Raw genomic sequence first — 13212 nt, 5'->3', positions numbered from 1 at the left:
TTCAGGCCCCCTGGCCGGCCGCCAGGACCGGCTGCCGCTGGTCCTGCGCGCTGCGCAGGGTCCGCCAGGTGTTGTAGGCCATCAGCAGCATGCCGCTGGCGAAGGTGGCGCCGCCGAGCAGGCGCACCACGTAGCCCGGATGGCTGGCCACCAGCGCCTCGACGAACGAGTAGGTGAGCGTGCCGTCCTCGTTGACCGCCCGCCACATCAGGCCCTGGGTGATGCCGTTGACCCACATCGAGGCGATGTACAGCACGGTGCCGATGGTGGCCAGCCAGAAGTGCGCGTTGATCAGGCCGACGCTGTGCATCCGCTCGCGGCCCCAGAGTTTCGGGATCATGTGGTAGAGCGTGCCGATGGAGATCATCGCCACCCAGCCGAGGGCGCCGGCGTGGACATGGCCGATGGTCCAGTCGGTGTAGTGGGACAGCGAGTTGACCGTCTTGATCGCCATCATCGGGCCTTCGAAGGTGGACATGCCGTAGAACGCCAGGGACACCACCAGGAAGCGCAGGATCGGGTCGTCGCGCAACTTATGCCAGGCCCCGGAGAGGGTCATCATGCCGTTGATCATGCCGCCCCAGCTCGGTGCCAGGAGGATCAGCGACATCACCATGCCGAGCGACTGCGCCCAGTCCGGTAGCGCGGTGTAGTGCAGGTGGTGCGGGCCGGCCCAGATGTAGATCGAGATGATCGCCCAGAAATGCACGATGGACAGGCGATAGGAGTAGATCGGTCGCCCGGCCTGCTTGGGCACGAAGTAGTACATCATGCCGAGGAAGCCGACCGAGAGGATGAAGCCGACCACGCTGTGCCCGTACCACCACTGGATCATCGCGTCGGTGGCGCCGGAATAGGCCGAGTAGGACTTGCCCAGGCTCACCGGCAGCAATGCGTGGTTCACCATATGGACCATCGCGGTGACGATGATGAAGGCGCCGTAGAACCAGTTGCCGACGTAGATGTGCTTCACCTTGCGACGGGCGATGGTGCCGAAGAACAGGTAGGCATAGACCACCCAGACGATCGCCATCCACAGCGCCAGCGGCCATTCCATCTCGGCGTATTCCTTGGAGGTGGTATAGCCCAGCGGGTAGCTGACGATCATCCCCACGATCGCCGCCTGCCAGCCCCAGAACACGAAGCGCGCCAGGGCATCGGAGATCAGCCGCACGCCGCTGGTGCGCTGCACCACGTAGAAGGAGGTGGCGAACAACGCGCTGCCGCCGAAGGCGAAGATCACCAGGCTGGTGTGGATCGGGCGGATGCGGCCGAAGCTGGTCCAGGGCAGGTCGAGGTTGAGCGCCGGCCAGACCAGTTGGGCGGCGATGAACACCCCGAGGCCCATGCCGAGGATGCCCCAGACCAGGGTCATCAGGGTGAACTGGCGGACGACGTCGTAGTTGTAGCCGTCCGGATCTTTTCTGCTATCCGTATCGTTCATGGTCGCTGGCACGCCGGGCCCCGGGGTCCGGCCGGCTGGCGAGCAGGCGCGACCCTCGGGTCCTCGTTGGGTTATCGGTATTTTTCTGGGTATCCCGTTGCCGGGTCGATGGAGTGCGGAGGTCGGATCTTCGTCTGGAAGGCTCGGAACAGACGGCTCATGGCACTGGTGGCCATTCTAGGAGGGGAGCTTTATTCGTCTCCAACGAATAATGTTGCTATTACAGTGCAAAATTATTGAATTGAAACGGAGGAGGACTTCCGGGGCAGGGCGCACAACCGCTTCGTGGGATGTGCGCCAGGGCGGCTATCCGCCCTCCGCGATGGCGCTGCCGGCGATGGCAGGCTCAGCCAGTCTTTTTCTTCTTCGGCAGCAGGCGCTTGACCAGCAGCACCCCCGCCAGGACCACCGCGCCGGCGACGATGCCGAACAGGAAGTTCAGCAGGGTCGGGGTGATCGCCGCCAGCAGCGGGCCCAGCGTGGCGATGCCGGCGACGCTCTGCGCGGCCTGTTCGATGGCGTGGTGGACCACCGGGATACCGTGGGTGAGGATGCCGCCGCCGACCATGAACATCGCCGCCATGCCGACCACCGACAGGCCTTTCATCAGGTATGGCGCGGTGCGCAGGATGGCGCCGCCGAGCCCTTGGGCAAAGCCGCTGTCGCGCCTGGACAGGTAGAGGCCGGCGTCGTCCAGCTTGACGATGCCGGCGACCAGGCCGTAGACGCCGATGGTCATCACCAGGGCGATGCCGACCAGCACCAGTACCTGGGTGGTGAAGCTGGACTCGGCGACGGTACCCAGGGTGATGGCGATGATTTCCGCGGAGAGGATGAAGTCGGTACGGATCGCGCCGCCGATCTTCTGCTTTTCCAGGGCGGCCATGTCGACATTGGCCGCCAGCGCTGCCTCGTCGGCGTGCTCGTCGTCATGGGGCAGGTATTTGTGGGCGATCTTCTCGAAGCCTTCGAAGCACAGGTAGGCGCCACCGAGCATCAGCAGCGGGATCACCGCCCAGGGCGCGAAGGCGCTGATCAACAGCGCGGCGGGGACGAGGATCGCCTTGTTCCGCAGCGAGCCCTTGGCTACCGCCCAGACCACCGGCAGTTCGCGGTCGGCGTTGACCCCGGTGACCTGCTGGGCGTTGAGGGCCAGGTCGTCGCCGAGGACACCGGCGGTCTTCTTCGCGGCGACCTTGGTCATCAGCGAGACGTCGTCGAGCACCGCGGCAATATCGTCGAGGAGGGTGAGGAGGCTGGCTCCGGCCATCTTGGGTTTCCTTACTGGGTGGTGGGCACCGCCATCTTGGCGGGGTGTGTATTTGACACCGGATCGCGGCGGCGGAACAGTGCCTCGCGTTGGAGCGCGGGAGCCGCCGCACAGTTCATTGCGCAGGCGTTCGAGCGAGGTTTGCCAGGGCCAGGCGGGCGATGGCCAGCTCGGCTTCGGTCTCCTCGCGGCTGCCGTCCTCGTCGAACCAGGCCGCCGAGAGTCCGGTCCAGGCCAGGATCCATTGCAGCAGGCGGCGGCGCTGCAGGCCGCTGGCGGCGATTACGATCTCCAGCTGGCGCTCGAAACGGCCGGGCGCCTGGGCGGTCTTCGCGTCGGGATTGGTGAACAGGTTGGCGTAGTCGTAGCCGCGCTCGCCGTAGAGCCGCTTGGGGTCGATGACTTGCCAGCCGCGCTCGCCGAAGTCGAGCACATTGCCGTGGTGGATGTCGCCATGCAGCGGGCGCTGTTCGCGAGCGGTCTCCAGCAGGTAGCGGGCGGCATTCGCGCAGTCGACGTAGAGCCCGCCGTAGCGGCGCTCGGCGGCATACAGCGAGTCGAACCAGCGCTCCAGCGGGGTCAGCTCTGGCAACGGATCCGGGCGCGGGGCATGGATGCGTTCGATGGCCTGGCAGAGGATACGCGTAGCCTCGTCGTCGTCGCCGCGCCTGACCATCTCCAGCAGCGAGCGCCCGCCGGTGGCACGCTCCATCAGCAGCGCCTGGTGGTCGTAGGCCAGCACCCTGGCCGCGCCCTGGCCGTCCCACCAGTTGAGCAGTACGTGGCCGAAACGCTCTTCTTCGGCACTGGATATCTTCAGCATCGCCGCTGCGCCGCGATGGCGCACCGGCAGCAGGCGGCTGCTGTGGGTGGCGAAGGGCTCGCCGTCGGGTTGCAACGCCCAGCGCTCGAGGTAGGGCGAGAAATCGAGGGATTCGTTCACGGTCGGTCTCAGGCGCCCAGGCGCTGCTGGATGAAGTCGAGGAAGCACTGGATGCGCAGCGCCAGTTGCGAGTTGCGATAGTAGACGGCGTGGATCGGTTGCCGGTATTCGCTCATCTGTTCGGCGAACAGCGGCACCAGGCGCCCATCCTGGATATCGCGGTCGGTCATGAAGCTGGCCAGGCAGGCGATGCCCTGGTGGCTCAGGGCCAGTTGGCGGAGCGTCTCGCCGCTGGAGGCAGAGATATCCGGCTGGATCTCCAGGCGATCGCCGTCGGCGTGCACCACCGGCCAGCGGTTGAGGTGCTCGGGCTGGGTGAAGCCGAGCAGGGTGTGCCCTCGCAGCCCCTCGATGCTCGCCGGCGTGCCGTGGCGGGCCAGGTACTCCGGGCTGGCGAGGATGTGCAGGCGGCTGGCGCCCAGCGGCCGCGCGTGCAGGGTGGAGTCGCTGAGCGCGCCGATGCGGATCGCCACGTCGGTGCGTTGCTCCAACAGGTCGATGATCAGGTCGTTGGTGTTGAGTTCGAGCTGGATGTCCGGGTACAGCCGGCGGAACTCGCCGATGTGCGGCACCACCGCGTGCAGCATGAAGGGCGAGGCGGCGTTGATCCGCAGGCGCCCGGCGGGGCTCTGCCGGCGCAGGGCCAGGCGTTCCTCGAGCGCCTCCATCTGCTGCAGGATCTGCCGTGCCTGGTCGAGGAAGTAGCGGCCTTCCTCGGTCAGCTCCATGCGCCGGGTGGTGCGGTTGAGCAGGGTGGTGCCGAGCTTGTGCTCGAGGCGCGAGAGGGTCCGGCTGACGGCCGAGGCGGTCAGTCCCATCTGTTCCGCGGCGGCGCTGATGGAACCGCTGTCGACTACACTGACGAAGCTTTGCAGTTCATCGGAGTTGGCTTTCATTCGTGACTCCAGGGCAATCATTGCCGAAGCATAGCGATGTTTTCGGCAAGGACTGAAGAGGCACGCGTGCCCGCAGGAGGTTTTCATGCCCGGCCACCGCATTACCCTCACCGGAGAAAAGCAGACGCTCCTGATCACTCTCTACGCCAAGGCGCTGGATAGCCGCCTGGACGATTCCATCCTCCATGACCGTTTCGCCGAGGAGGCGGTGCGGCAGATCGACTTCGACTTCTCCAGGGTCGCCCTCGGCAAGGGCAACGAACGGGCCCTGGCCATGCGCTCGCATTACTTCGACCAGGCCTGCCGCGAGTTCCTCGGCCGCCATCCCGAGGGGCAGGTGCTCAACCTCGGTTGCGGCCTGGACAGCCGTATCTACCGGGTCGACCCGCCGGCCGAGCTGCCTTGGTTCGACCTCGACTACCCGGAGGTCATGGACCTGCGCGAGCGACTCTACCCGCCGCGCGCCGGCGCCTATCGGGCGCTGCGCCACTCGGTGGACGACGACGGCTGGCTGCAAGAGGTGCCGCGCGAGCGGCCCGCCCTGGTCCTGGCCGAGGGGCTGATGCCTTACCTGCGGGAGTCCCAGGTGCGACGCCTGGTGGAACGCCTGGTCGACCACCTGGGTAGCGGCGAGCTGCTGTTCGACGGCTACGGCCGCCTCGGCATCATGCTGCTGCGCCTGTATCCGCCGCTGCGCGAGACCGGGGCGCAGGTGCATTGGAGCATCGACGACCCGCGCGAACTCGAGCGGTGGCATCCGGCCCTGCGCTTCATCGAGGAGGTCACCGACTATGACCCGCAGGACGTCGCCAAGCTGCCGCAGTCGTCGCGGCTGATGCTGCCGATCTACAACGGCTTCGCCTTCCTGCGGCGGATGGGCCGGCTGATCCGCTACCGTTGGCCCAGGGTCTAGGCGCCGCAGGCGAGGCCGGGGTCAGGCGAGCACCGCCACCGACTTGATCTGCGCCCACAACAGCTGGCCGGGTCGTAGTTGCAACTGGTCCCGCGAGTAGCGGGTGATCCGCGCCAGCAGCGGATTGCCGCCGGCATCCAGGCGCACCAGTACGTGGGCCGCGGTGTCGGTATCGACCAATTCCAGGACCCGTACCGGCAGGCGGTTGAGGATGCTGCTCTGGGCGTCGTCGCGCAGGTTCAGGCTGACGTCGCGCGCCTGTACCTTGAAGCGCAGGCGCTTGCCGGGGGCCAGCGGGGCGTGGGCGACGCGCATTTGCAGCGCGCTGCCGGGCAGGACCAGGGTCAGCAGGCCGTAGGCCGGGTCGTGGTCGCTGACCGTGCCCTCGATCACCACCCCGGCATCGTCGTCCAGCGCCAGCGGCAGGTCGACTCGCGCCAGGGTTTCGCCGATCGGCCCGCTGGCGCGGACCTTGCCGTTCTCCAGCAGCACCAGGTGATCGGCCAGGCGCGCCACTTCGTCTGGCGAGTGGCTGACATAGAGCACCGGGATGTCCAGTTCCTCGTGCAGGCGCTCGAGATAGGGCAGGATCTCGCCCTTGCGCTTCAGGTCGAGGGATGCCAGAGGCTCGTCCATCAGCAGCAGGCGCGGGCTGGTGAGGAGGGCCCGGGCGATGCCGACGCGTTGCTGCTCGCCGCCGGAGAGGCGTTCCGGCATGCGTTCCAGCAGGTGCTCGATGCCCAGCAGGGCGCAGGCCTGTTCCAGCTCGACGCGGCGTTCGGCGGCGGCGATGCGCTTGAGACCGAAGGCCAGGTTGCGCCGCACCGTCAGGTGGCGGAACAGGTTGGCATCCTGGAACACGTAGCCGAGGGCACGCCGGTGGGGCGCGACGAAGAGGTTGCGGCGGCTGTCCTGCCAGGTCTCGCCGTTGATCGTCACCTCGCCCTCGGCGGCCTTTTCCAGGCCGGCGATACAGCGCAGGCAAGTGCTCTTGCCGGAGCCTGAATGGCCGAACAGAGCGGTCACGCCACGACCGGGAAGAGCCAGGTCGATGTCCAGTTCGAAGCCGGGGTAGGCGCGGCGGAAGCGCAGGCGCAGGCCGTCCATCTCAGGCCCAGCCCGGCCGGCGGCGCCGGCCCGAATAGAGGGCGAGGAGGACGACGAAGGAGAACGCCACCATGCCGCCGGCCAGCCAGTGGGCCTGGGCGTATTCCATGGCTTCGACGTGATCGAATATCTGCACCGAGACCACGCGGGTTTTCTCCGGGATGTTGCCGCCGATCATCAGCACCACGCCGAACTCGCCGACGGTATGGGCGAAGCCGAGGATCGCGGCGGTGACGAAACCCGGCCGGGCCAGCGGCAGGACCACGCTGAAGAAACGGTCGACGGGGCTCGCGCGCAGGGTCGCGGCAGCCTCCAGCGGTTTCTCGCCGATCGCCTCGAAGGCGTTCTGCAACGGTTGCACGACGAAGGGCAGCGAGTAGAACACCGAGCCGACCACCAGACCGGCGAAGGTGAAGGGCAGGGTGCCGAGACCGAGGCTCTGGGTGAGCTGGCCGATGAAACCGTTGGGACCCATGCTGACCAGCAGGTAGAAGCCGATCACCGTCGGCGGCAGCACCAGCGGCAGGGCCACCACCGCGCCGATCGGCCCCTTCAGCCAGGAGCGGGTGCGCGCCAGCCACCAGGCGATGGGCGTGCCGATCAGCAGCAGGAGGAGGGTGGTGAGCGAAGCCAGCTCGATGGTCAGCCAGATGGCCGCCAGGTCCGTACTGTCGAGTGGCAACGCCATGCAGGTCCCGCCTTAGAGTTCGTAGCCGTAGGACTTGATCAGCGCGGCGGCCTTGGCGCCCTTCAGGTAGTCGACCAGGGCCTTGGCGGCGGCGTTGTCCTTGCCCTTGTTGAGGATGACCGCGTCCTGGCGGATCGGGTCGTGCAGCTCGGCGGGAACGATCCAGGCCGAGCCGGTTGCGACTTTACCATCCTTGTAGATCTGCGACAGGGCGACGAAGCCCAGTTCGGCGTTGCCGCTGGAAACGAACTGGTAGGCCTGGCTGATGTTCTGGCCTTCCACCAGCTTCGGCCCGAGCGTGGCGGCGAGGCCGAGCTTGTCCATCGCCTGGGTGGCGGCGAGGCCGTAGGGCGCGGTCTTCGGGTTGGCGATGGACAGGTGCCTGAAGCTGCCACTCTTCAGCACCTCACCCTTGGCGTCGACGTAGCCGGCCTTGGGCGACCAGAGTGCCAGGGTGCCGATGGCATAGGTGAAGCGCGAGCCGGGCACGATCTCGCCTTCCTGCTCCAGTTTCGCCGGAGTGCTGTCGTCGGCGGAGAGGAAAACCTGGAACGGCGCGCCGTTCTTGATCTGCGTATAGAACTGGCCGGTGGCGCCGTAGGCGGCGACCAGCCTGTGCCCGGTGTCTTTCTCGAATTCCTTGGCGATGGCCTGGATCGGCGCGGTGAAGTTGGCCGCGACGGCGACCTGCACCTCGTCGGCGCTGGCGGCCAGGGATACGGCGCTGGCGAGGAGGGCGAGCAATAGCTGGGGCAGGCGGGTGGTCATGGAGTGCTCCTGTGGGGGGCGAACGAAGTTGGCGGACGGGGCTGGCGCAAGCTTAGGGGTTCGCTATGGCTTTTGGAATATAGCGCTACGCGGAAATTGATCCGGCGCAAGTCGTTCAGCCGGCCAGCGCGCGGAAACGCCGACGCGGCGCGGCCTCGCCGGGGAGTGCCAGGCAGCCGGCGCAGACCAGGCGGACGATGTTTTCCGCCGCCTGCCGGTAGTCGCTTGCGTCCAGCCCGGCCTGGCCGGTGAGGCGCGCCAGTTGCCAGCCGCCAAGGGCATAGGACTCGGTCATCGCCCACAGGTTGAGCAGCAGGTGGTACGGATCCAGCGGCGCCAGCAGGCCTTCGTCGATCCACTGGCGGATGCGCTCGGCGTTGCGTTCCGCCTGGGCGTCGAGGCGTTCCAGCAGCGGCGCCGGCATGCGCGGCGCGCCGCGCATGATCTCGCAGGAGAAGACTCTGGCCGCGTGCGGCCGCTCGGCGCCGATGCGCATCTTGTTGTCGACGTAGGCGCGTAGCGCCTCGGCGGGCGGCTGGTCGCCGGCGAATGGCCGGGAGGCTTCCAGCAGGGGCTCGACGATGCTGTCCAGCACCGCCTCGTAGAGTTGCGCCTTGGAGCGGTAGTAATAGAGCACGTTGGCCTTCGCCACGCCGGCGCGCTCGGCGACGTCGCTGAGCCGGGCGGCGCTGAAGCCGCAGTCGGCGAAGACTTCGCAGGCGGCGTCGAGGATCAGTTGCAGGTTGCGTTGGCGGATCTTCTTCATCGGGACCGATACGGGGCAGGTTTCGTTGTTAATATTTTTATATAACGAACATCTTGTGCCTGGATAGTCGTCGTCAGGCCGGCGACGCTTGATCGGATGCGCATTGCCAAGCCGTGGGGGCGCTGGTATCTGTATGCATGAACAGTACCAGGCTCCGCTTCCCGTGAATTCCCCAGCGCTTCCCGAACCCTTCTACTACCTGCACAACTTCCGCGCGGTGCTCGCCTGGATCGGCGAACGCTATGCCGATCTGCTCGACGATCAGGAACGTGCCTTCATCGCCGCGTTCGCCGAGCTGCCCGAGGCCAGCCAGGCCCTGCTGGTGCGCATGGTGATGCGCAAGGGCACGCTGTTCCGCGAAGGCAAGCTGGCCTATGCCGAGATCGGCGACACGCGCGCCGCCGTGCAACCGCTGTTGGCATTGGGCTGGGTGGACGCGCAGCCGACCCTGGAACTGGCGCAACTGTTCGGCTTGCTGAAGAAGGACGAATTGTCGCAGCTGTTCAGGGACCATCTCGGGCGCGCGAACCTGCGCAAGGATGCGTTGCTGGAACGGCTCCAGCCGTTGTTCCCCGAGGCGCGGCGGCTCGCCGAGTGGCAGGCCGACTTCGCCGAACCGGTCTACGAGTTGCGCTGCATGGCGCTCTGCGACCGCTTGCGGTTGATGTATTTCGGCAACCTGTGGCAGGACTGGTCGGAGTTCGTCCTTGCCGACCTGGGTATCTATCGTTACGAAAGCGTCGAGTTTTCCGCCGACTCCCGCGGCTTTCGCCTGCGCGCCGACGTCGACGCCTATCTCCACCTGTTCGACTGCCGCCAGCGCTTCGACCTCGGCGAGCCGCTGGAGGAACTGCTCGCCGGCCTGCCGGGCGAACCCTACGCCAATCCCTGGCTGGAAGGGCGGCGGGTCAAGCTGCTGTTCCAGTTCGCCCAGCACTGCGAAAAGCAGCGGGATTTCGACCTGGCCCAGCGGCTCTATCGCCAATCCAGCCACCCCGGCGCGCGCCTGCGGGCGATTCGCAGCCTGGAACGCGGCGAGCGCTTCGCCGAAGCCCATGCATTGGCGCGGGAGGCCAGCTGTGCGCCGGAAAGCGACGCCGAACGCCAGGGCCTGGCCCGATTGCTGCCGCGCCTGCAAGGCAAGCTCGGCCTGCCGCGACAGGCGCGGGCGGCGGCTCCGGAAATCGACCGCCTGGACCTGTGCCTGGCGTACCCGAGCGAACCCTGTAGCGTCGAGTGGGCGGTCCGCGAGCACCTGGAAGAGCCCGATTGCGCGGTGCACTACGTCGAGAACGGCCTGATCAATTCGCTGTTCGGGCTGCTCTGCTGGGAGGCGATCTTCGCCGCCATTCCCGGGGCGTTCTTCCATCCCTTCCACAGCGCGCCGGCGGACCTGCACAGCGCCGACTTCCGCCAGCGCCGCGCCGCCCTGTTCGAGGCCTGCCTGGGACGGCTGGAGGACGGCAGCTACCGCGACGCGATCCGCTGTCGCTACCGCGACAAGTTCGGCCTGCAGTCGCCCTTCGTCTACTGGGAACTGCTTGGCGAGGAACTGCTCGAACAGGCGCTCGATTGCCTGCCGGCGGCCCACCTGCGCGCCTGGTTCGAACGCCTGCTGGAGGATATCCCGGGCAACCGCGCCGGCCTGCCGGACCTGATCCAGTTCTGGCCGGCGCAGCGGCGCTACCGGATGGTCGAGGTCAAGGGACCGGGCGACCGCCTGCAGGACAACCAGTTGCGCTGGCTGCAATTCTGCCGCGAGCGGGAGATGCCGGTGGCGGTCTGCTACGTGCGCTGGCATGTCGATGACTGAGCAGGGCGGCGAGGCGCTGTACCAGGTGGCGGTGCGCGCGCTTTGCGAGTTCAGCGCCAAGCGCGGCGACCTCGACCTGCGCTTCACCCCGTCGCCCAGCGCCCTGGAAGGCATCGCCGGACATACCCTGGTGACCTCCCGGCGCCCCGCTCACTACCAGCGCGAAGTGGCGCTGGACGGACGCTACCGTCACTTGCAGGTGCGCGGCCGGGCGGATGGCTACGATCCGCAGGCGAACTGCCTGGAGGAAATCAAGACCCACCGCGGCGACCTCGCCCTGCAACCGGCCAACCACCGGCACCTGCACTGGGCCCAGGCCAGGGTCTACGGCTGGCTGCTCTGCGCCGAACGGAAGCTGGAGGAAGTCGAACTGGCGCTGGTCTACCTGGAGGTCGGCAGCCAGAAGGAGACCCGCTTCGTCGAGCGGGTGCGGGCTGACGAGCTGCGGCTGTTCTTCGAGAGCCAGTGCCAGGCGTTTCTCGCCTGGGCCGAGCAGGAACTGGCGCACCGCCAACGGCGCGACCGCGAACTGGCCGCGTTACGCTTTCCCCACGCCGAATTCCGCCACGGCCAGCGGCAACTGGCGGAGGCGGTGTACAAGGCCGCCTCCGCCGGTTGTTGCCTGATGGCCCAGGCGCCGACCGGGATCGGCAAGACCATCGGCACGCTGTTCCCGCAACTCAAGGCGATGCCCGGGCAGCGCCTGGACCGGCTGTTCTTCCTGGCCGCCAAGACCCCGGGCCGGGCCCTAGCGCTGCATGCCCTGCGCAGCCTGGAAGGGGAGACCGGCGGACTGCCGGTGCGGGTGCTGGAACTGGTGGCGCGGGACAAGGCCTGCGAGCACCCGGACAAGGCCTGCCACGGCGAGTCCTGTCCCCTGGCCCAGGGCTTCTACGAACGCCTGCCGGCGGCCCGCGCCGCCGCCGTGGAGGCGCGCTGGCTGGACCAGGCGCGGTTGCGCGAGGTGGCGCTGGCGCACCGGGTCTGTCCCTACTACCTGGGCCAGGAACTGGCGCGCTGGTGCGACCTGGCGGTGGGCGACTACAACTACTACTTCGATCTCGGCGCCATGCTCCATGGCCTGGCCCAGGTCAACCAGTGGCGAGTGGCGGTACTGGTGGACGAGGCGCACAACCTGGTGGAGCGCGGCCGGCGGATGTATTCCGCCGAACTCGACCAGGGCGATTTCCTCGGTGTGCGCAAAACCGCCCCGGAGGCCCTGAGGAAACCGCTGGAGCGCATCCAGCGTGCCTGGAACGAACTGGCCAAGACCCAGGCGGACGACTACCAGGCCTACGACGAGCCTCCGCAGAAGCTGCTCCTGGCCTTGCAGAACGCGGTGGCGGCGATCAACGACCTGCTCGCCGAGCAACCGCAGGCGCTGGAGCCGGCGTTGCAGGAGTTCTACTTCGCGATCCTGCAGTTCGGCCGTCTCGCCGAGCTGTTCGGCGAGCATTCGCTGTTCGACATCGAGAAGCGCCCAGGCCGCAACGGCCGCAGCCTGGCCCGGCTGTGCCTGCGCAACGTGGTGCCGGCGGCGTTTCTCGGCGAGCGCTTCGCCGCCAGCCGCTCCACCGTGCTGTTCTCCGCTACCCTCGGGCCGCGCGACTATTACGCCGACCTGCTCGGCCTGCCGGCGGGCACGCCCTGGCTGGAAGTGGACTCGCCATTCAGCGCCAAGCAACTGGAGGTGCACATACAGCGTCGGGTTTCCACGCGCTATGCGCAGCGCCAGGCATCCCTGGCGCCCATCGCAGCGATTCTCGGCGAGCAGTTTCGCCAGCGGCCGGGCAACTACCTGGCCTTCTTCAGCAGCTTCGATTACTTGCAGCAGGCGCTGGACGTCTTCCGCCAGGCATACCCGTGGGTGCCATGCTGGAGCCAGACGCCACGGATGGACGAGGCGGAGCGCCGGGTCTTCCTCGAGCGCTTCGTCGCGGGCGGCGAGGGCATCGGCTTCGCCGTGCTCGGCGGTGCCTTCGGCGAAGGCATCGACCTGCCTGGCGAGCGCCTGATCGGCGCCTTCATCGCCACCCTCGGGTTGCCCCAGGTGAATCCGGTGAACGAGCAGATCCGCCTGCGCATGCAGCGCCTGTTCGGTGACGGCTACGACTACACCTACCTGTATCCGGGACTGCAGAAGGTGGTCCAGGCCGCCGGGAGGGTGATCCGCAGCCGCAGCGATCGCGGCGTGGTGCACCTGATCGACGACCGTTTCGCCCAGGCCAAGGTGCGCCGGTTGCTGCCGGGCTGGTGGCAACTGCGTTGACCCGTGGCATACGCCGGCAGGTGCTGCCGGACAGCCGGACAGCCATGTATAATCGCGTCCCCACGATTTCCCCCGATCCGGATACGCCATGGCTTCCGCTCCCGACGCTCTTCCCCAGGCCCTTTCCTCCGACGACGCTCCGGCCCAGGCCGCGCCGAGCGACGCCAGCGCGTTGCTGAAGGCCGCCCTGGCGAAGAAGAACCAGGCCCAGCTCTATCCGCAGCGGAAGATCCACGACAAGGGCCAGCGTCCCGGCATGGCGCCGCGCGGTACCCGTCGTTCGATGGGCAAGCGCTGAGGCCTTTCCCGCGCCTGGCGTTTTGTGGGCCAGTTCC

The 13212-nt window shown here is 67.6% G+C and carries 12 protein-coding genes; 4 read left to right on the top strand and 8 right to left on the bottom strand.

Going from position 1 to position 13212, the window contains the following annotated elements; all coding sequences use genetic code 11:
- Position 1: 1 nt before the first annotated feature.
- The 4 genes from ccoN to ACYAF3_RS27535 all read right to left on the bottom strand — a co-directional run bounded on the left by ccoN (position 2) and on the right by ACYAF3_RS27535 (position 4553).
- Complete coding sequence (gene ccoN / locus ACYAF3_RS27550; RefSeq protein WP_003144684.1) at positions 2–1444, bottom strand: cytochrome-c oxidase, cbb3-type subunit I; 1443 nt, start codon at positions 1442–1444, stop codon at positions 2–4.
- Positions 1445–1790: 346 nt separating this feature from the next.
- On the bottom strand, positions 1791–2714 hold the full coding sequence (locus tag ACYAF3_RS27545; RefSeq protein ID WP_019726098.1) for a DUF808 domain-containing protein: 924 nt from the start codon (positions 2712–2714) through the stop codon (positions 1791–1793).
- A gap of 115 nt (positions 2715–2829) precedes the next feature.
- The gene (locus tag ACYAF3_RS27540) at positions 2830–3657 is read right to left on the bottom strand and encodes an aminoglycoside phosphotransferase family protein (RefSeq protein ID WP_019726099.1); all 828 of its coding nucleotides are present in this window, start codon (positions 3655–3657) and stop codon (positions 2830–2832) included.
- Between the two features lie 8 nt (positions 3658–3665).
- A complete protein-coding gene (locus tag ACYAF3_RS27535) occupies positions 3666–4553 on the bottom strand; it encodes a LysR family transcriptional regulator (RefSeq protein WP_003098210.1) in 888 nt (295 codons plus the stop codon).
- Positions 4554–4638: 85 nt separating this feature from the next.
- Here ACYAF3_RS27535 and ACYAF3_RS27530 point away from each other — a divergent pair, with 85 nt between their 5' ends.
- A complete protein-coding gene (locus ACYAF3_RS27530) occupies positions 4639–5466 on the top strand; it encodes a class I SAM-dependent methyltransferase (protein ID WP_016263586.1) in 828 nt (275 codons plus the stop codon).
- A gap of 21 nt (positions 5467–5487) precedes the next feature.
- On the opposite strand, the gene modC is transcribed toward ACYAF3_RS27530, so the two are convergent.
- The 4 genes from modC to ACYAF3_RS27510 form a co-directional block, all read right to left on the bottom strand.
- On the bottom strand, positions 5488–6573 hold the full coding sequence (modC, locus tag ACYAF3_RS27525) for a molybdenum ABC transporter ATP-binding protein (RefSeq protein ID WP_003098212.1): 1086 nt from the start codon (positions 6571–6573) through the stop codon (positions 5488–5490).
- Between the two features lies 1 nt (position 6574).
- Entirely contained in the window at positions 6575–7261 is a 687-nt protein-coding gene (gene modB, locus ACYAF3_RS27520) for a molybdate ABC transporter permease subunit (RefSeq protein ID WP_003088068.1), read from the bottom strand.
- Between the two features lie 12 nt (positions 7262–7273).
- Positions 7274–8029, bottom strand: coding sequence for a molybdate ABC transporter substrate-binding protein (gene modA, locus ACYAF3_RS27515; RefSeq protein WP_003117674.1), 756 nt, complete (start codon positions 8027–8029; stop codon positions 7274–7276).
- 115 nt (positions 8030–8144) lie between these two features.
- Entirely contained in the window at positions 8145–8795 is a 651-nt protein-coding gene (locus ACYAF3_RS27510; protein ID WP_003098214.1) for a TetR/AcrR family transcriptional regulator, read from the bottom strand.
- Positions 8796–8928: 133 nt separating this feature from the next.
- Here ACYAF3_RS27510 and fan1 point away from each other — a divergent pair, with 133 nt between their 5' ends.
- The 3 genes from fan1 to ACYAF3_RS27495 all read left to right on the top strand — a co-directional run bounded on the left by fan1 (position 8929) and on the right by ACYAF3_RS27495 (position 13175).
- The gene (gene fan1 / locus ACYAF3_RS27505; protein WP_004349278.1) at positions 8929–10608 is read left to right on the top strand and encodes a nuclease Fan1; all 1680 of its coding nucleotides are present in this window, start codon (positions 8929–8931) and stop codon (positions 10606–10608) included.
- The gene (locus ACYAF3_RS27500) at positions 10601–12877 is read left to right on the top strand and encodes an ATP-dependent DNA helicase (protein WP_023119956.1); all 2277 of its coding nucleotides are present in this window, start codon (positions 10601–10603) and stop codon (positions 12875–12877) included. The genes fan1 and ACYAF3_RS27500 overlap by 8 nt, the downstream gene beginning before the upstream one ends.
- A gap of 88 nt (positions 12878–12965) precedes the next feature.
- The gene (locus ACYAF3_RS27495; protein WP_003088087.1) at positions 12966–13175 is read left to right on the top strand and encodes a hypothetical protein; all 210 of its coding nucleotides are present in this window, start codon (positions 12966–12968) and stop codon (positions 13173–13175) included.
- The last annotated feature ends 37 nt before the right edge of the window (positions 13176–13212 follow it).

Source organism: Pseudomonas sp. TZ252, assembly GCF_056110345.1.
The sequence above is the reverse complement of the archived record's forward strand: the minus strand, read 5'-3'. Positions and strand labels throughout refer to the sequence as shown.

Coding starts and splice junctions, on each gene's coding strand:
- ccoN (WP_003144684.1), bottom strand. CDS start 1,444: ATGAACGATACGGATAGCAGAAAAGATCCGGACGGCTACAACTACGAC.
- ACYAF3_RS27545 (WP_019726098.1), bottom strand. CDS start 2,714: ATGGCCGGAGCCAGCCTCCTCACCCTCCTCGACGATATTGCCGCGGTG.
- ACYAF3_RS27535 (WP_003098210.1), bottom strand. CDS start 4,553: ATGAAAGCCAACTCCGATGAACTGCAAAGCTTCGTCAGTGTAGTCGAC.
- ACYAF3_RS27530 (WP_016263586.1), top strand. CDS start 4,639: ATGCCCGGCCACCGCATTACCCTCACCGGAGAAAAGCAGACGCTCCTG.
- modC (WP_003098212.1), bottom strand. CDS start 6,573: ATGGACGGCCTGCGCCTGCGCTTCCGCCGCGCCTACCCCGGCTTCGAA.
- modB (WP_003088068.1), bottom strand. CDS start 7,261: ATGGCGTTGCCACTCGACAGTACGGACCTGGCGGCCATCTGGCTGACC.
- modA (WP_003117674.1), bottom strand. CDS start 8,029: ATGACCACCCGCCTGCCCCAGCTATTGCTCGCCCTCCTCGCCAGCGCC.
- ACYAF3_RS27510 (WP_003098214.1), bottom strand. CDS start 8,795: ATGAAGAAGATCCGCCAACGCAACCTGCAACTGATCCTCGACGCCGCC.
- fan1 (WP_004349278.1), top strand. CDS start 8,929: ATGCATGAACAGTACCAGGCTCCGCTTCCCGTGAATTCCCCAGCGCTT.
- ACYAF3_RS27500 (WP_023119956.1), top strand. CDS start 10,601: ATGACTGAGCAGGGCGGCGAGGCGCTGTACCAGGTGGCGGTGCGCGCG.
- ACYAF3_RS27495 (WP_003088087.1), top strand. CDS start 12,966: ATGGCTTCCGCTCCCGACGCTCTTCCCCAGGCCCTTTCCTCCGACGAC.